This window comes from Streptomyces sp. 8N706 (assembly GCF_052245415.1).
In the GTDB taxonomy this organism is placed as follows: Bacteria; Actinomycetota; Actinomycetes; order Streptomycetales; family Streptomycetaceae; genus Streptomyces.
This window is the reverse complement of the sequence record NZ_JBQQBW010000082.1, coordinates 12,530-29,951: the sequence shown is the minus strand read 5'-3', so window position 1 is coordinate 29,951 and position 17,422 is coordinate 12,530. Positions and strand designations below refer to the sequence as shown.

The following is a 17,422-nucleotide window of genomic DNA, read 5'->3' as shown; positions in this document are numbered from 1 at the left end:
CCCCACCCACTTACTGGGTGGGGCCGCGGGCCGTCGACGGCGGCCGCTCGTCGGCGCTGCGGGCGGACGGTGCCGCATGCAGCAGCCCCGCCTCGTCGTTCAGCGCCAGAACTCGTTCAGGACGTCGAGGTCCTCCGCGCACTCGTCGAGGTCGCTCACCTTTCCGCCGACGATGGTGAAGAAGATTCCGCCGGGCATCTCGACACCGCGGTCCTTGCGGTCCGCGTAGATGCGGTGGACCGAGATGACATGTCCCCGGCCGTCCGCCAAGAGGTGCTGGAGCTCCACTCGGAACGTGCCGTTGGTCTCCTCGGCGATACGGCGGTAGAGCTGCAGGACGGCCTCGCGTCCCTTGTGGTGCCCCGAGAGTATGTGATCGCCGGGAACGTGGTGGGCGACGTCCGCCGTGAACAGCGAGGACAGTGTGTCCATGTCACCATTGCTGAATGCCTCGTAGCCCCGGCGTACCAGGGCACAGTCCGGGTGCTCAGCCATGAGGATTCACACCTTTCCTTCCTGAATTCCCTTTGTTTCCATCATCTGCCGGGTCCGGGGACCTGTCCACGCAGGCCGTGCGGAGCCGTAAGCTCCTGTCATGCCGCCTCGGACGCGTAAGCCTCGGGCCCGGACGTATGACTCCGCGAAGGTGAGGGCCGCGGTCACCGCGCAGTTCCGGCACGTACGGGATGCCGCCGCCGACCTGACAGCCGAGCAGCTCGCGTGGCCCACCCGGCTCGGCGACTGGACCGTCCGCGAGCTGCTGGCCCATATCGCGACGGCCATGGACACCGTCAGCCGCACTCTGGAGCAGCCCGCACCTCCCGTGCGGGACGTGGCACTCCTCGACTACCCGTTCGCGACCGCCGCTTTCGCCGGGACAGTCGATCAGGGCACCCGTGCCATCGCCGCGGCGGGCGAACCGCGCGAGCTCCTGGCGCGCGCCGCCGATCGCCTCGCCGCGCTCCTGCCGTCGGCACCGGACGAGCGGCTGCTCGCGGCGCGCATGGGTGCGGTACGGCTGGACGATTTCCTTGTCACCCGCTGTGTCGAGCTCGTCGTGCACACCGACGATCTCGCGGCCGCTCTGGGCACCGAGATTCCGCAGGACCGGCAGGCGGTCGCCGCCGTGACGAGACTGCTCGCCGATGCCCTGGCGGTCAAGGCACCGGGCGGCTCGGTGGAGGTACGCGTCCCGCCCTTCGCCGTCGTGCAGTGCGGGGAGGGCCCCAGACACACCCGGGGCACCCCGCCGAACGTCGTCGAGACCGACCCGATGACCTGGATCCGGCTGGCCACGGGCCGTACGAGCTGGGCCGAGGCGCTCGACATGGCGAAGGTCTCCGCCGGCGGCGAGCGTGCGGACCTGAGCGATCAGCTGCCGCTGATGAGTTAGGGCGTGCCTGACGTGTCCGAGGGGGGCAGCGAGCGGCGTCGGGTGTGGGGCAACGCCAGGCCGAAGAATGGGGGAGCATCGCACGGCGGTGCGGGTATCCCCGGCCGAAGGCTGGGGGAGCGCCGCGACTGGGTGCACTCCCCCAGCCTTCGGCCGGGACCCCCACCCAGACGGAGTCCGGGGCGAGCGTCGCGAGCCGTGGAGGGCCGTCGGACATGCCCCAGGGCGCGTGGGGTGCGGCGAGAGGCTCCTTGGCCCGAGGGGGCCGCAACGGGATTTCCGGCGGGCGCCGGGGAGGCCATCCGGCCCGGCACCCACCGCGGCTTCGGTTCGCCGCCAGCAGCTGCCGTGGGCGCTCCCGCGCACCGCCCATGAGCACCTGCCGGGGCAGGCCGCGCGGCCGGGGGCGAGCGCCGTCGGCCAGAGATGCCCCGCAAATGTGACGTAGACGTCACCGGAAGACCGCACGAGCCGGATGTGCGGACCGTTCCACCAGGTGTGGCAACGGCATTCCGGGGTCCGGAGCCCCGGGAGGACACCTCCCGGCCGCCCCGATGATCTCCCTTGGGGGCCCCGCCACCGTCCTTGGTTCGGATGAATGCGCGACCTGGCCTAGACTCGGTGTCGTGCCACGTGGTGACGGACGACTCAACCACGATCTCCTTCCCGGCGAGAAAGGCCCCCAGGACGCTTGTGGCGTCTTCGGTGTCTGGGCTCCGGGAGAAGAGGTCGCCAAACTCACCTATTTCGGGCTGTATGCGCTGCAGCACCGTGGACAGGAGTCCGCGGGCATCGCGGTGAGCAACGGCTCACAGATCCTCGTCTTCAAGGACATGGGTCTGGTCTCCCAGGTCTTCGACGAGACATCCCTCGGTTCCCTGCCGGGCCACATCGCGGTGGGCCATGCCCGCTACTCGACCACCGGTGCCTCCGTGTGGGAGAACGCGCAGCCGACCTTCCGTGCCACCGCGCACGGCTCGATCGCGCTCGGTCACAACGGCAACCTGGTCAACACCGTAGAGCTCGCCGAGATGGTCGCCGCGCTGCCGCGCGAGAACGGCCGCGCCACCCAGGTCGCCGCGACCAACGACACCGACCTCGTCACCGCCCTCCTGGCGGGACAGGTCGACGAGGACGGCAAGCCGCTGACCGTCGAGCAGGCCGCGCCTCAGGTGCTGCCGCGCGTCAAGGGCGCCTTCTCCCTCGTCTTCATGGACGACCACACCCTCTACGCAGCCCGTGACCCGCAGGGCGTACGCCCGCTGGTCCTCGGCCGCCTCGAGCGCGGCTGGGTCGTGGCGAGCGAGACCGCGGCGCTCGACATCGTGGGCGCGAGCTTCATCCGCGAGGTCGAGCCCGGCGAGATGATCGCCATCGACGAGGACGGGCTGCGGGCGAGCCGCTTCGCCGAGGCCCGGCCCAAGGGCTGTGTCTTCGAGTACGTCTACCTCGCCCGCCCCGACACCGACATCGCGGGCCGCAACGTCTATCTCTCCCGTGTCGAGATGGGCCGCCGGCTGGCGAAGGAGTCCCCCGCCGATGCCGACCTGGTCATAGCCACGCCGGAGTCCGGCACCCCGGCCGCCGTGGGATACGCGGAGGCCAGCGGCATTCCGTACGGCTCGGGCCTGGTCAAGAACTCCTACGTCGGCCGGACCTTCATCCAGCCGAGCCAGACCATCCGCCAGCTCGGCATCCGGCTCAAGCTCAACCCGCTGAAGGAGGTCATCCGGGGCAAGCGCCTGGTGGTCGTCGACGACTCGATCGTCCGCGGCAACACCCAGCGCGCACTGGTCCGGATGCTGCGCGAGGCCGGGGCCGCCGAGGTCCATATCCGGATCTCCTCGCCCCCGATCAAGTGGCCGTGCTTCTTCGGTATCGACTTCGCCACCCGTGCGGAGCTGATCGCCAACGGGCTGTCCGTCGAGGAGATCGGCAAGTCACTGGGCGCGGACTCCCTCGCCTACATCTCCATCGACGGCATGACCGAGGCGACCACGATCGCCAAGCCGAACCTGTGCCGCGCCTGCTTCGACGGCGAGTACCCGATGGAACTGCCGGACCCGGAGCTGCTGGGCAAGCACCTCCTGGAGACGTCCGCCGACGAGCCGGCGAAGCCCGTCGGCCCGCGCAGCGATGTGGACGGGATCGAGACGCTGACGGCCGGTATCGGTGGCGCCGACGCGCTCCGCCGCCCGTAGAGCCCGTCATCAACGACACGAAGGATCTCAAGGCAATGTCTGAGACCACTGGTGCCAGCTACGCCGCCGCGGGCGTCGACATCGACGCGGGGGACCGCGCCGTCGAGCTGATGAAGGAGTGGGTGAAGAAGGCGACCCGCCCCGAGGCCATCGGCGGCCTCGGCGGCTTCGCGGGACTCTTCGACGCGTCCGCCCTCAAGCGCTACGAGCGCCCGCTGCTCGCCTCCGCCACCGACGGCGTCGGCACGAAGGTCGACATCGCCCGGCAGATGGGGGTCTACGACACCATCGGGCACGACCTCGTCGGCATGGTCGTCGACGACCTGGTCGTCTGCGGTGCGGAACCGCTGTTCATGACCGACTACATCTGCGTCGGCAAGGTCTACCCGGAGCGGGTCGCCCAGATCGTCAAGGGCATCGCCGAGGGCTGTGTGCTGGCCGGCTGCGCGCTGGTCGGCGGTGAGACCGCGGAGCACCCGGGCCTGCTCGGGCCCGACGACTTCGATGTCGCGGGCGCCGGAACCGGCGTGGTCGAGGCCGACCGCGTGCTGGGCGCGGATCGTATCCGTACGGGTGACGCGGTGATCGCCATGGCGTCCTCCGGACTTCACTCGAACGGGTACTCGCTGGTGCGGCATGTGGTCTTCGACCGCGCGGGCTGGTCCCTGGACCGGGAGATTCCCGAGTTCGGCCGCAGCCTGGGCGAAGAGCTGCTCGAGCCCACCAAGATCTACGCGCTGGACTGTCTGGCGCTCATCCGCACCACCGAGGTGCACGCCTTCTCGCACATCACCGGTGGCGGTCTCGCCAACAATCTGGCCCGTGTCGTCCCGGACCATCTGCACGCGACGGTCGACCGCTCCACCTGGACCCCGGCCCCGGTCTTCGACCTCATCGGCACCGCCGGACAGGTCGCGCGGCCGGAACTGGAGAAGACGCTCAACATGGGCGTCGGGATGATCGCCGTCGTCCCCCAGCAGTCGGTGGACGTGGCGCTGACCACGCTCGCGGACCGCGGCGTGGACGCCTGGGTCGCGGGCTCGATCGCCGAGCGCGGTGACCACACCGAGGCCGTGACCCTCGTCCGTGACTACGCCGGCTGAGGACCTCGGGCCGGTATTTCGCCCCGGACACGGCAATGGGCCGGTCCGGGGGCCCGGACCGGCTCAGTGGTCATGCTGTGGACGGCCTGAATACGTACGTGATACGGCGGGTGCCGCGCGCCGCGGCGTCAGGCGCGTCGACGATAGGCGGACTGGTCGGACGACTGGTCGTCGTCCTCGTCCTCGTCGTTGTAGCGATCCGCGTACTGTGCGTACGGGTCGTCGTCCAGCTCATCGTCCTCGAACGGCTCGCCATTCGGCGGCTGGCTCGAAGTCGATGCGCCCAGCTCCTCAGCCAGGCGCGAGAGATCCGTCCCGCCGCTGTTGTACTTCAGCTGGCGGGCGACCTTCGTCTGCTTGGCCTTGGCCCGGCCGCGCCCCATGGCTCGACCCCCTCAACGACGGGGCTCGACGGCCCCAGAGTCTTGACACGCGTTCATGATGCGGAGCGGACTCTCACAGGAGAGACCGATCCGTAGGGCTTCAACGGTACCTGCTTCCGTGGCCATACGGTACGTCGCCCACAGGACGCGCCACGCGGCAGAACCTGCGAGGAGCCCCGTCCTCGCTGGTCAGCTTTGATTTTACCGTCTGTTCAGGGCCGACCCGCCGACAGGTGGTGAGTCTTGTCTCGTCCCCCGGTCCGCCGTCGCGGGAGCTTCGCCTCGCCGGCTCGCCCGCCCCTGGAGGAGAGCCGTCGGGCGGGGCCGGTTCCTGGCCGGCCTGAACCGGGCCGGGGACCGGCCCCGCCCAGCCTGAGCGTCGGGGTGCGGTCCCCGGCACCGAGAGCGCGGGCCGGGCGGGGCTTGCGTCAGCGCGACGCGTGGGCGCGCGCTTCGGCCATCCGCTGCTCCGCGAGGCGGTCCGCGGCGGCCGCGGGCGGGATGCCATCGGCCTTGGCGCGATCGAATATGGCCAGCGTCGTGTCGAAGATCTTCGTCGCCTTGGCCTTGGCGCGGTCGAAGTCGAAGCCGTGGAGCTCGTCCGCCACCTGGATCACTCCGCCGGCGTTCACCACGTAGTCCGGGGCGTAGAGGATGCCGCGGTCGGCGAGGTCCTTCTCGACACCCGGGTGGGCCAGTTGGTTGTTGGCCGCGCCGCAGACGATCCTGGCGGTGAGAGCCGGGACGCTCTCGTCGTTCAGGGCGCCACCGAGCGCACACGGAGCGTAGACATCCAGCCCCGCGCGGATCAGCGCATCGGTGCCGCTCACCGCGGTGACCCGGGGGTGCCGGGCCAGGACCCGGGCCACGGACTCGCCCCGGACATCCGTGACCACGACCTCCGCCCCGTCCTCCAGGAGGTGGTCGACGAGGTGGTGGCCGACCTTGCCGACACCGGCGATGCCGACCTTGCGGCCGCGCAGCGTCGGGTCGCCCCAGGCGTGCTGCGCGCTGGCGCGCATGCCCTGGAAGACGCCGAAGGCGGTGAGGACGGAGGAGTCGCCGGCGCCGCCGTTCGCCGGGGAGCGGCCGGTGGTCCACTGGCACGCGCGGGCGACGACGTCCATGTCGGCGACGTAGGTGCCGACGTCGCAGGCGGTGACGTACCGGCCGCCGAGCGAGGCCACGAACCGGCCGTAGGCGAGCAGCAGCTCCTCGCTCTTGTGCGCGTCCGGGTCACCGATGATCACGGCCTTGCCGCCGCCGTGGTCCAGCCCTGCGAGAGCGTTCTTGTACGACATGCCGCGGGCGAGGTTGAGTGCGTCCAGGACGGCCTCCGCGTCGGAGGCGTAGGCGTGGAAGCGGGTGCCGCCGAGGGCCGGGCCCAGGGCGGTCGAGTGGATCGCGATGACGGCCCGCAGACCGCTCTCCCGGTCCTGGCAGAGGACGACCTGCTCATGCCCGCCCTGCTCGGAGCGGAACAGGGTGGACAGCACGCCGAGATCATCGGCTGGTGGACGTACGTCGGTCACGGTGGTGACTCCCGAAGCGTGGCGGAACGCCCTCCTGTGGGTGGGGAGGGCCGGGTGGAGCCAAGCCTAGATCCTGTACCGCCTGCGGAGCAGTGAGGTGCCACGATCGAGGGGGCCCGGCTGCGGCATTCGGCGGCTGCCGCCGGTGCCCGGGCCGGGGGCGGAATGCCCCGATGGCGTCCGTACGTGGGACGATCAGGACTGGTGGATGGCAACTCCCGGCGACGACGGAGGAGTAGGCGCGTGGGTCTGGCGTCATCAGTGGTTGTCCCGTATGCGGCGTATCTGCGGGTATACGAACCGCTGGCCGCCTTCCCCGAGCCCGAGCGCTCCCACTGGTACCGCTACGCGGCGCGTGAGGATCTGCCCACCGCCCAGGACGAACTCCGCCGCTCCCTGGCGGACTTGCTGCCGGTGCCGCCCATTGCGGTTCCGGTGCACGAGAGCAGCGACGCCTTTGTCGCGGTCGTGGACGGCGTGACCTGCATCTGCCCCTGGCGTACCCGGCTGCGTGGCTGGCTGGCTCTGGAGGAGCTGGCGGAGACACTGCCGGCCCCGGTGCTGGACGCCGTACTGCCGCCGGTGGTGCGTCGGCAGGCCGAAGCGGACTACGAGCAGTGGCTGGAGGGCAATCCCGACGCCCGGCCATGGATCCGCTCGGCGACCTGGCATGTCCCCGTCCGGTGGTTCGTGCTCTTCTCGGACGGGGAGCGCGAGTACATCAAGGACGGCGAGGAGCCGGTGCTGCGCTACCGCACCCCGATGGTGCAGGCGCGGCGGCGGGTGGCCCGCGGTCTGAAGGTGCTGCGTGAGGCACTCGACGAAGGGGCGCTGATCGAGGGCCTGGAGGATGTCGGAAGGTGGCTCGAGGAGTTCCATCCGCGGTCGCTCGTGGAGCTGGACTACGGAGGTCTGGTGCATGCTCTTCCCGAGGGTCAGCTCGCCGAGGACCACTCGGCCGCGGATGTGGCCGAGGGGCTGAAGGCGCTGCGCGACGGTGACGGGTCGCGGGCCGGTGAGGCGTACGAGCGGCTCACGGACCGCTGGCGTGTGGTGCGGGAGCGCCAGTTCGCCAGCTGAGACGGGGCGTCGGCGGAGCGGGGTGCGGAAGACTGTCCACGAGGCCGGGTCGTAGGGCAGAGGTCTTGATCCGGGCCAAAGGCGCAAGGGTGATGGACAGCACTAAGCCGGGCCTTGCCCTGAACCACTACCCTCGTGTCAAAATAGGACAAGGAGTCCAGGAAGGGCTCCTTCCGTCCAACTACGGGCGGAAAGATCGGTATTGCACTTGCTTGGTGGGTCCTGTGGCTCCTGGTCACGCTGTGACTGATCGTCACGGCGGCGTGACTGTCCGCTATGGCATGGTCCATCGGCTTCCGCCGAGGTTGAACACCTGAGAGGGCAATTCCATCGGTTTGGCCGACCCGGCTGGACGGATGGTGTAGTTGTAGTGCCGAGGACAAGCCGTTCGTCCTATAACCGACTCGGCCTGCGTGCGCCATTTCGGGCAACGTGGGTCAAGGTGCAGAATTTAGAGGAAAGAACCGTGATGGTTCGGTTCTCCCGAGGAGGCCGCTCATGACCGCTCGCACCCCTGATGCCGAGCCGCTGCTGACCCCGGCTGAGGTTGCCACGATGTTCCGCGTGGACCCGAAGACGGTCACGCGCTGGGCCAAGGCAGGCAAGCTCACGTCCATCCGCACGCTCGGAGGGCACCGGCGTTACCGCGAAGCGGAGGTCCGCGCACTGCTCGCGGGCATCCCGCAGCAGCGCAGCGAGGCCTGAACAACTGCATAACCGGGCAATTCGGGTCCCCCAATCCGGCCGTTGCCCAACCTAGCTCCACACGACGGGCGCCTGCCCCAACAGGTTCCTTCCCTCGGCATTGAGGGTGCGTCGTCGATCGCGCTGGACTCCGCCGGGTCCAGCGCGATTTTTTTGTGCGGGTGCCCGCAGAGCTGTCGCGCCAGGGACGTGAGGGGCAGGTTCACGGGTGGGACGGGCGGCAGTCAGGGGGCTGTCGCGGGCAGGCGGGGAGTGGCCTGGGGCAGGAGTGCAATTGCACATATTAAATCGACCTGTTGTGGGGAGGGCTCAAGTTCCCCCACTTCCGAAACTCTCTCGGTGACTCCCGTCACAGCTCCCCGCGCTTGTACCACTTGGTAACCCTGCGGTAATGGGGGCAGGGCGGGGCAAGCCGCCGCAGGTCATCCGCGCGAAGGGCTCTGGTATCCGTTGCTCTCCGCGGTGTCTTGAGGGTCACTGGGACGGCTGGGGCCGCTCTGGTCGGCCCCGGCTCCCCGGGTGCCCGACGGGACTGCGGGAGTCGCCTCGACGGGCCGGGGGGCGGCGGTGCGGGTGTTGCGGGCGCTCCGGGCGTCCCGGGCGCTCTCACGGGGCGGTTGGGGATCGCCTCCGTCGGCCGGGCTCTCCATGGCCAGCCGCAACAACTGGTGGCAGACCGGGCAGTGGCGGGTCAGGTGGCGATAGCCGGTGGCGGCCGCCAGATGGGCTCGCAGCAGCGCCCTCGTCTCATGCCTCGCTGATGTCGTCATCGCGCGCACCTCCCGGGCTCCCCATTCCCTACTGCCTGGGTACCCGTGGGCCGAGCTCCAGTCAAGGGCGCCCGGGTACGCGTGGGAGGGCCCGGAAGGCGGAGGAAGGCCGGAGAAGCGAGAAAGGCCCGGATCCATGAGGATCCGGGCCTTTCATGATGCGGTCCTGACGGGATTTGCTGTGTCTGTTTGCGGCTCCGCCGCGGGCGCGGCTCTGGGAGTACCCGGGCCGGGTACGAGTGAGGCCCGCATCCGTGGCGGGATGCGGGCCTCACTTTGGCGGTCCTGACGGGATTTGAACCCGCGGCCTCCACCTTGACAGGGTGGCGAGCACTCCAAACTGCTCCACAGGACCAGATTTCGCAGCGCGTGACGTCTCTGTGCTGCGAGAAGAGACTCTACAGCAGGTCAGGGGGTGCGGTCGAACTCGCGCCCGCCGAGCTCGCGGATCAGGACATCCCCGGCACACCGGCGCAGTCATGCCCGCGCACCCGGCCCCGCTCCGGAGCGGCGCCGGGTGCCCCGGTCATGACCGGCCCGGGGGTACGGCGGCGTCGACCGCCTTCATGATGCGCTTGTCCGACACCGGATAGGCCGTACCCAGCGCGTGCGCGAAGTAGCTGACCCGCAGCTCCTCGACCATCCAGCGGATCTCGCGGACCTCCGGAGGCACCGGCTTGCCCTGCGGAAGCTGTTCCAGCAGCCACAGGTACTCGTCGTGCATCTCCTTCACCTTCGCCATACGGGAGCGGTCCCGCTCGGCGTTGGTGGGCAGCTGCTGGAGGCGTCGGTCGACGGCGACCAGATAGCGGAGCAGGTCCGGCAGACGGCGGACGCCGTGGGCGGTCACGAATCCCGGCCGGATGAGCTCCGCCAGCTGCTCCTTGACATCCGTGAGGGACGGGACGAGCGCCAGGGAGGCCGTGGCCTTCAGCCGGCGCTCACAGGCCTGCCAGGCCGCCAGGACCTCCTGCACCCTGCGGACCGTGTCCAGCGTCGCGTCGACCAGGTCGGCGCGTACCGCGTCGAAGAGCTTGCGGAACGACTCCTCGTCCCAGACCGGGCCCCCGCGGGCCGCGATCAGCTTGTCGGCCGAGGCGGTCACACAGTCCTCGAAGAGGGCCTGGACGCTGCCGTGCGGGGAGCGGGACAGCGCCAGCTTCGCCTGGTTGCTCAGACTGTCCTGAGCGAACTTGGCCGGATTCGACGGGATGTTGAGGAGGATGAGCCGGCGGGTGCCGCGCCACATCGCCTCGGCCTGCTCCGGCTCGGTGTCGAAGAGCCGTACGGCGACCGTGTTCCCCTCGTCGACCAGCGCGGGATACGCCTTGACGGGCTGGCCGGCGCGCCGCGTCTCGAAGGTGCGCGGCAGCGCTCCGACCGTCCACTGCGTCAGGCCCGTGCGCTGTTCGAGGCCGGAGCCGCCCGGGGAGGCGTCCACGGCCTTCTCGAAGGCCTTGGTGATCGCCGCCCGCGTCCTGGGCTTGAGCTTCAGCTTCAGCGCTTCCAGGTCCTTGTCCTCGGCGAGTTTGCGCCGTCGCTCGTCGACCACCCGGAAGGTGATCTTCAAGTGGTCGGGGACCTTGGCCGGGGTGAAGTCCTCTGCGGTGACCGGCACTCCCACCATGCGCTGGAGCTCACGGGCGAGGGTGAGGGGCAGCGGCTCCTGGAGCGGCACCGCCGAGTCGAGAAAGCGCCGGGCGAAGTTGGGCGCCGGGACGTAGTTGCGGCGGATCGGCTTGGGCAGCGACCGGATCAGCTCGGTGACCAGGTCCTCGCGCAGGCCCGGGATCTGCCAGTCGAAGCCCTCGGGGGTGACCTGATTGAGCACCTGGAGCGGTATGTGGACGGTCACGCCGTCCGCGTCCGTGCCCGGCTCGAACTGGTACGTCACCCGGAACTTCAGCTTCCCCTGCCGCCAGGAGTCCGGGTAGTCGTCCTTGGTGACGGCTTCCGCGTTCTCGTTGATCAGCATCGACTGCTCGAAGTTGAGCAGCTCCGGCTCCTCGCGCCGCTTGTTCTTCCACCAGGAGTCGAAGTGGGCGCCCGAGACGACGTGTTCGGGGAGCTTGCGGTCGTAGAAGTCGAACAGCGTCTCGTCGTCGACCAGGATGTCCCGGCGCCGCGCGCGGTGCTCCAACTCCTCGACCTCGCCGAGGAGTTTGCGATTGTCGTGGAAGAACTGGTGATGGGTGCGCCAGTCGCCCTCGACGAGCGCGTTACGGATGAACAGCTCGCGGCTGGTCTCCGGGTCGATACGGCCGTAGTTGACCTTCCGCTGGGCGACGATCGGAACGCCGTAGAGGGTCACCCGCTCGTACGCCATCACCGCCGCCTGGTCCTTCTCCCAGTGCGGCTCGCTGTACGTCCGTTTGACCAGGTGCTGCGCGAGCGGTTCGACCCACTCCGGCTCGATCCTGGCGTTGACCCGGGCCCACAGCCGGGACGTCTCGACCAGCTCCGCCGACATGATCCAGCGCGGCGGTTTCCGGAACAGGGAAGAACCGGGGAAGACCGCGAACTTGGCGCTGCGGGCGCCCAGGTACTCGTTCTTCTCGGTCTCCTTGAGGCCCACGTGCGACAGCAGACCCGCCAGCAGCGAGGTGTGGATACGGTCCGCGGCCGCGTCCCCCTGGTCGGACGCAGGGGCCGGATGAATGCCCATGGTCTTGGCGACCTGGCGCAGCTGCGTGTAGATGTCCTGCCACTCCCGTATGCGGAGGTAGTTCAGGAACTCACTGCGGCACATCCGGCGGAAGGCGGAGGAGGACAGTTCCTTCTGCCGCTCGCGGATGTAGCGCCAGAGGTTGAGGAAGGCGAGGAAGTCGCTGGTCTCGTCCTTGAAGCGGGCGTGCTGCTGGTCGGCCTGCTGCTGCTTGTCGGAGGGGCGCTCGCGCGGGTCCTGGATGGACAGGGCCGCAGCGATGACCATGACCTCGCGTACACAGCCGTTACGGTCGGCCTCGAGGACCATACGGGCGAGCCGCGGGTCGACCGGCAGCTGGGACAGCTTGCGGCCGGTGTCGGTCAGCCGCTTTCTGGGGTCCTTCTGCTTCGGGTCGAGCGCGCCGAGCTCCTCGAGCAGCTGGACGCCGTCCTTGATGTTGCGGCGGTCCGGCGGGTCGATGAAGGGGAACTTCTCGATGTCGCCCAGACCGGCCGCGGTCATCTGGAGGATGACGGAGGCGAGGTTCGTACGGAGGATCTCGGCGTCCGTGAACTCGGGGCGGGTGAGGAAGTCCTCCTCCGAGTAGAGCCGGATGCAGATGCCGTCGCTCGTGCGGCCGCAGCGGCCCTTGCGCTGGTTGGCGCTGGCCTGCGAGATCCGCTCGATGGGCAGCCGCTGGACCTTGGTGCGGTGGCTGTAGCGGGAGATACGGGCGGCGCCGGGGTCGATGACGTACCGGATGCCGGGGACGGTGAGGGAGGTCTCCGCGACATTGGTCGCGAGGACGATCCGGCGGCCCGTATGGCGCTGGAAGACACGGTGCTGCTCGGCGTGCGAGAGCCGGGCGTAGAGGGGCAGCACCTCGGTCAGGCGGAGATTTTTCCTGTTGAGCGCGTCGGCGGTGTCGCGGATCTCCCGCTCCCCGGACAGGAACACCAGGATGTCGCCCGGGCCCTCGGACTGGAGTTCGTCCACGGCGTCGCAGATGGCGGTGATCTGGTCCCGGTCGCTGTCCTCCGCGTTCTCCTCGAGGAGCGGCCGGTAGCGGACCTCGACGGGGTACGTCCGGCCGCTCACCTCGACGATCGGCGCGTCGCCGAAGTGCCGGGAGAAGCGCTCCGGGTCGATGGTCGCCGAGGTGATCACGACCTTGAGGTCGGGACGGCGCGGGAGCAGCTGCGCGAGGTAGCCCAGGATGAAGTCGATGTTGAGGCTGCGCTCATGGGCCTCGTCGATGATGATCGTGTCGTACTGGCGCAGCTCGCGGTCGGTCTGGATCTCGGCGAGCAGGATGCCGTCCGTCATGAGCTTGACGAGGGTGTCGCCGCCGACCTGGTCGGTGAAGCGGACCTTCCAGCCGACCGCCCCGCCCAGGGGAGTCCGCAGCTCTTCCGCGACGCGTTCGGCGACCGTGCGGGCGGCGATACGGCGCGGCTGGGTGTGGCCGATGACACCCTTGATCCCGCGGCCCAGCTCCAGACAGATCTTGGGGATCTGGGTGGTCTTGCCGGAGCCGGTCTCGCCCGCGACGATCACGACCTGGTGGTCGCGGATCGCCGCCAGGATCTCGTCCTTCTTCTGGCTGACGGGCAGCTGCTCGGGGTAGTCGATCGCCGGTACGGCGGCGGCGCGCCCGGCGACCCGCAGCGCGGCCTGCTCGACCTCGGCGGCGAGCTCTTCGAGGACCGCCTGCCGCGCTGCCGGCTTACGGATGCGGCGCGCACCGTCGAGACGGCGACCGAGCCGGCGCTCGTCGCGGAGCGTCAGCTCGGGCAGCCGCTCCTGGAGAGCGGCGAACGTGGAGGGCGAGGAAGGCGAGGATGTAGGCATACCTGGTCAAGGATCTCACCTCCCCGAAAGAGTCGGCCAACCATTTCCGTGAGTGCGCCCGGCCGGGTGGCCGCGCACGGGGGGCCGCGGTGGCGCGTAGGTGTGGCGACGGTGGTCGGCGAAGTCGGCTGATGCTTGTGGGCCCCGTAGGGGGCAGGCCGCCAGGTACGTCCGTGACCGGCGGCCGTCGTGTCGTGTCGCGCACGGGCCGCCATGAGCCGCTCGCATACGGGCTGCCACGAGTCGTAGGCCCGCCATGGCTGCCCTAGCGTGACCTCATGAGCGCGCGGTCCGACGAGCCTGCGGGGGAGGAGGAGCCCGCTGCTCGCTCATCCGCCGCGGACAGCGGGGACCCGGGCGGGACGGGGCCGGGCGGCGCGCCGCACGGGGCGCACAGGTCGTACGCGGGGCGGGGATGGAGGGGGTGGCACGGAAGCCTGGGCGAGCGGTGGCGGCTGTTCAGGGGCTCGCTGTTCTTTCCTGCCGTCGTGGTGATGCTCATCCTCGCCGCCGGAGCAGGACTGTTCGCCGGTTCGTACACCTACGCCCTGGCGGACCCCACCCCGCGCCGCATCCCCACCGCCGTCGTAGGGATCGACGAGGGTTCGCCCAGCCGGCAGGCGGCGTTCATCGAGGGCCTGGAGCGGGCCCTCGACACCTCTTTGAAGATCTACGACTACCCCACCTATGCGTCGGCGCGCGAAGCGGTGAAGCAGCAGAAGGTCTTCGCGGTGCTGTATGTGCCCGAGCGGGGCGGGATCCAGCTGGATGTGTCCGGTGCGTCCGGTGCGTCCGTGGCGGAGCTGCTGGCCAAGGCGGCGCCGGCGGTGGGCGCGAAGGCCGGGGTACCCGTTGTGATCAAGGACCTGACACCGCTGCAGAAGGGGGATCCGCGAGGTCTCGCCCTCTTCTACATCTCGCTCGCGGCGGTGGTGGTCGGCTTTGTCGGGGCGATCCAGCTGGGCCTCCACGCCCGGGACCTCAACCCGGCCGAGCGGATCGCCTTCACGGCGGGGTACGCGCTGCTCGGCGGCTTCGCCATCGCCGCGGTGGTGGACTGGTGGCTCGAAGCGGTGGACCTGCCGTTCGTGGAGTCCTGGATGATCCTGGCCCTGACGATGTTCACCTCCGGCATGGTCTTCACCATGTTCAACACGCTCTTCGGGAAGTGGGCGGTGATTCCGACCTGGGGGCTCATGGTGGTGCTCGGCAACCCGTCCTCGGGCGGGGCCGTGTCCTGGCCTCTGCTGCCGTCCGTGTTCGGATTCATCGGACGATGGCTGCCGCCCGGCGCCTCGGTGAACGCGCAGCACGCCGCGGTCTACTTCGGCGATCACCAGAGTGCCCGGCCCTTCCTGGTGCTGGGGGCATGGGCGCTCGGGTCGGCCGCGGTCTTCCTCATCTGGCGCCACCGCCACCCGGGAGGCCGGCCGGCCTCCGTATCCGCGGAGGCCGACTCCGCCGCCGCTCCGTGAGCCGGGCGGCTCGGGGGCGTTCGAGCCGCCCCGCCGGTCGTACGGGCAGCGTGGGTGCCCGGGGCCTCCCTGGGGCGGCCGGGGACCGAGGGGAGAAACGGTGCGGCCCGCTCCGGCGACAGGTACGGGTACGGGTACGGGTACGGACGACATGGTGGCACCGGCCGGCGTACGGGGTGTGGGCCTACGGCTGGCGCAGCAGCACGAAAATGACCCCGGCACACGATGTGTGCCGGGGTCATTTGCCCTGGTGGGCGGCGGTGGCTGGGGCCGGGGTCGAACCGGCGACCTTCCGCTTTTCAGGCGGACGCTCGTACCAACTGAGCTACCCAGCCGCAGCGGTCCTGACGGGATTTGAACCCGCGGCCTCCACCTTGACAGGGTGGCGAGCACTCCAAACTGCTCCACAGGACCAAGCTCATGCGAGCACCAGTCTCGCACAGGGTGTTGCGTGCCCCCAACGGGATTCGAACCCGTGCTACCGCCTTGAAAGGGCGGCGTCCTGGGCCACTAGACGATGAGGGCTGATGGCCCACCTGGGCGCTTCTCAGCGCGTCGGGGACGTGAGAAGCATATGGGATCGGGGGAGCGTTCGCCAAAACGGTTTACGGAGGCGTGGGCGAGGGCGTCGCACCAGGGGTGTTCTCCTCCGGAAGATGGCGGCTGACCTCGGCCGTCGACCGGCCCAGGCCGCCCAGGGTGATCTCGTCCCAGGCCTGGAGCCGGTGGGTGTCCCGGTCCAGGTAGAGGACCGACGCCTCCACCGGATCCGGCTCGTCCCCCTCCACCGCTCGCAGCCCGCTGCCGCCCGTCGAGCCCTGGACCATCAGCCGGGTGCCCTGCTTCAGCACGTCATTGCTGCGGTGGTGGAGGTGCCCGGCCAGAGCCAGCGGGACCGTGCCGTCCGTCTCGGCCGCCGCGACGGGGTTGTGGGCCACGGCGATGTCCACGGGCCGGCCCACCGCCTTCTGCACCCGGATGGACGAGGCCAGCTCGCGCCCCGCCCGCACCTCCGCCGGGTCGCCCGCGGGGACGACCGAACGGTCGGGGGTGAACTGCGGGTCACCGGTGCCCGCGATCCGCAGCCCCGCGACCCGTACCGCCTTCCCGTCGTCCAGGACGTGGACGCCCTTGCGCCGCTCCATGGACTTCTGGGTGGCGGCCGAGTCGTGGTTGCCGCGCACCCAGACGTACGGCGCGCCGAGGCCGGGGATGGGGTCGAGAAAGCCGTTCTCGGCGGCCGTGCCGTGATCCATGGTGTCGCCCGAGTCGATGATCACGTCGATCTCGTACTGCTCGACGAGCGACTCGATGATGTGCCAGGACGCCGGGTTGAGATGGATGTCGGAGACATGCAGCACCCGCGTCGTCGTGGGGTCGGGCTGATACGCGGGCAGGGTGGAGGTGACGTCGTAGAGCTTGGTCACATTGGTCACCAGCCGGGCCAACTCCCGCTGGTAGACGTCGAAGTCACTGACGATGCTGCGGGCGTTGCCGACCACGCTGGGGGCGCTGGAGAGCAGTCCGGAGAACTTCGGCTCCAGCACGGACTTCGGGTTCCACGTCGCGTACGCGGTTCCGCCGGAGGCCGCCAGGAGGGCCAGCGCGAGGCCGCCCGCGGCGAGCGCCCGGCCCGGCCGGCGGTAGACGGCGAGACCGAGTGCGGTGGCCCCGGAGACCACCGCGACGCAGGAGCGCAGCGCCAGGTCGAGGGCGCCGTCGGCGACATCGCGCGAGACCTCGTCCTGTAGGCCGGAGAGCCGCTCGGGGTGGTCGACGAGGGCCTGGGCACGCTCCGGGTCGAGCTGGTCGACATCGACATCGAGTCCGAGGGGGGCGATATGGCTGCGGAGTTCGAGGGAACCGAGCGGCGACACGTTCACCTCGGTGCCCCCGGTGACGGAGGGGCGCAGGGCCATCCTGGTGTCCATGGGGCCCACGGGTGCGCGCACACCTCCGACGGCCAGCAGGCCGAGCCACGCGCCGAGCAGGACGACGGCTGTCAGGCCGGCGGCGCGGGCGTAGGGGGACGGTGTCGTGGGGAGGGCGGTGGCCCGGGAGCCCGGACGGGGCCGGGTGAGTCCGCGCCATCGGCGGACCACGGTCGCCCCCAGGGCGCGTAGGACATGGGGCGACCGGCGAGGTTCGCGATCCATTCGGGCCGTATGCCCCGGCGGCGCGCTCGCCATGCGGTGCGCGGCCGGGGGTCAGGGCGCACGCGGGAGCACGGCGCGGCTCGCGGGCAAGATGTTCGCGGACCGGGCGCCGCGGTGAGCCGGATC

12 protein-coding genes and 4 tRNA genes are annotated in these 17,422 nt (G+C 70.1%); 6 read left to right on the top strand and 10 right to left on the bottom strand.

Annotated features, from left to right (window positions below; genetic code table 11):
- Positions 1-99 precede the first annotated feature (99 nt).
- A complete protein-coding gene (locus ACTWQE_RS25120) occupies positions 100-495 on the bottom strand; it encodes a nuclear transport factor 2 family protein (RefSeq protein ID WP_443331304.1) in 396 nt (131 codons plus the stop codon).
- 100 nt (positions 496-595) lie between these two features.
- On the opposite strand from ACTWQE_RS25120, the gene ACTWQE_RS25115 reads away from it, so the two are divergent.
- The 3 genes from ACTWQE_RS25115 to purM all read left to right on the top strand — a co-directional run bounded on the left by ACTWQE_RS25115 (position 596) and on the right by purM (position 4,697).
- The gene (locus ACTWQE_RS25115) at positions 596-1,393 is read left to right on the top strand and encodes a sterol carrier family protein (protein ID WP_443331303.1); all 798 of its coding nucleotides are present in this window, start codon (positions 596-598) and stop codon (positions 1,391-1,393) included.
- A 626-nt stretch (positions 1,394-2,019) separates the two neighbouring features.
- Positions 2,020-3,594, top strand: coding sequence for an amidophosphoribosyltransferase (gene purF / locus ACTWQE_RS25110; RefSeq protein ID WP_443331302.1), 1,575 nt, complete (start codon positions 2,020-2,022; stop codon positions 3,592-3,594).
- Positions 3,595-3,629: 35 nt separating this feature from the next.
- Positions 3,630-4,697 (top strand): phosphoribosylformylglycinamidine cyclo-ligase, encoded by a 1,068-nt coding sequence (purM, locus tag ACTWQE_RS25105; protein ID WP_443331301.1) that lies wholly within the window; start codon positions 3,630-3,632, stop codon positions 4,695-4,697.
- Positions 4,698-4,825: 128 nt separating this feature from the next.
- Here purM and ACTWQE_RS25100 read toward each other — a convergent pair whose 3' ends face one another.
- Both ACTWQE_RS25100 and ACTWQE_RS25095 read right to left on the bottom strand, forming a co-directional pair.
- Complete coding sequence (locus ACTWQE_RS25100) at positions 4,826-5,080, bottom strand: DUF3073 domain-containing protein (protein ID WP_443331300.1); 255 nt, start codon at positions 5,078-5,080, stop codon at positions 4,826-4,828.
- Between the two features lie 428 nt (positions 5,081-5,508).
- The gene (locus ACTWQE_RS25095; protein ID WP_443331299.1) at positions 5,509-6,612 is read right to left on the bottom strand and encodes a Leu/Phe/Val dehydrogenase; all 1,104 of its coding nucleotides are present in this window, start codon (positions 6,610-6,612) and stop codon (positions 5,509-5,511) included.
- A 243-nt stretch (positions 6,613-6,855) separates the two neighbouring features.
- Here ACTWQE_RS25095 and ACTWQE_RS25090 point away from each other — a divergent pair, with 243 nt between their 5' ends.
- Together ACTWQE_RS25090 and bldC are read left to right on the top strand one after the other, a co-directional pair.
- Positions 6,856-7,692 carry a hypothetical protein gene (locus tag ACTWQE_RS25090; protein ID WP_443331298.1) on the top strand — a complete coding sequence of 279 codons (837 nt, stop codon included), beginning with the start codon at positions 6,856-6,858 and terminating at the stop codon, positions 7,690-7,692.
- 498 nt (positions 7,693-8,190) lie between these two features.
- Positions 8,191-8,397 carry a developmental transcriptional regulator BldC gene (gene bldC / locus ACTWQE_RS25085; protein WP_003949541.1) on the top strand — a complete coding sequence of 69 codons (207 nt, stop codon included), beginning with the start codon at positions 8,191-8,193 and terminating at the stop codon, positions 8,395-8,397.
- A 422-nt stretch (positions 8,398-8,819) separates the two neighbouring features.
- Here the strand turns inward: bldC and ACTWQE_RS25080 are convergent, their stop codons facing one another.
- The 3 genes from ACTWQE_RS25080 to hrpA form a co-directional block, all read right to left on the bottom strand.
- Entirely contained in the window at positions 8,820-9,167 is a 348-nt protein-coding gene (locus ACTWQE_RS25080; RefSeq protein WP_443331297.1) for a DUF6274 family protein, read from the bottom strand.
- A 277-nt stretch (positions 9,168-9,444) separates the two neighbouring features.
- Positions 9,445-9,522 (bottom strand) — tRNA-Asp (locus tag ACTWQE_RS25075).
- Positions 9,523-9,693: 171 nt separating this feature from the next.
- A complete protein-coding gene (hrpA, locus tag ACTWQE_RS25070) occupies positions 9,694-13,665 on the bottom strand; it encodes an ATP-dependent RNA helicase HrpA (RefSeq protein ID WP_443331296.1) in 3,972 nt (1,323 codons plus the stop codon).
- Positions 13,666-13,943: 278 nt separating this feature from the next.
- Here hrpA and ACTWQE_RS25065 point away from each other — a divergent pair, with 278 nt between their 5' ends.
- A complete protein-coding gene (locus ACTWQE_RS25065) occupies positions 13,944-15,140 on the top strand; it encodes an ABC transporter permease (protein ID WP_443331295.1) in 1,197 nt (398 codons plus the stop codon).
- A gap of 261 nt (positions 15,141-15,401) precedes the next feature.
- On the opposite strand, the gene ACTWQE_RS25060 is transcribed toward ACTWQE_RS25065, so the two are convergent.
- The 4 genes from ACTWQE_RS25060 to ACTWQE_RS25045 all read right to left on the bottom strand — a co-directional run bounded on the left by ACTWQE_RS25060 (position 15,402) and on the right by ACTWQE_RS25045 (position 17,329).
- Positions 15,402-15,475, bottom strand: a tRNA-Phe gene (locus tag ACTWQE_RS25060).
- A 4-nt stretch (positions 15,476-15,479) separates the two neighbouring features.
- Positions 15,480-15,554, bottom strand: a tRNA-Asp gene (locus ACTWQE_RS25055).
- Positions 15,555-15,592: 38 nt separating this feature from the next.
- Positions 15,593-15,665: transfer RNA gene (locus tag ACTWQE_RS25050), tRNA-Glu, on the bottom strand.
- An 80-nt stretch (positions 15,666-15,745) separates the two neighbouring features.
- Positions 15,746-17,329: a metallophosphoesterase family protein gene (locus tag ACTWQE_RS25045; protein ID WP_443331294.1), complete on the bottom strand. Its 1,584-nt coding sequence runs from the start codon at positions 17,327-17,329 to the stop codon at positions 15,746-15,748.
- Positions 17,330-17,422: the final 93 nt, after the last annotated feature.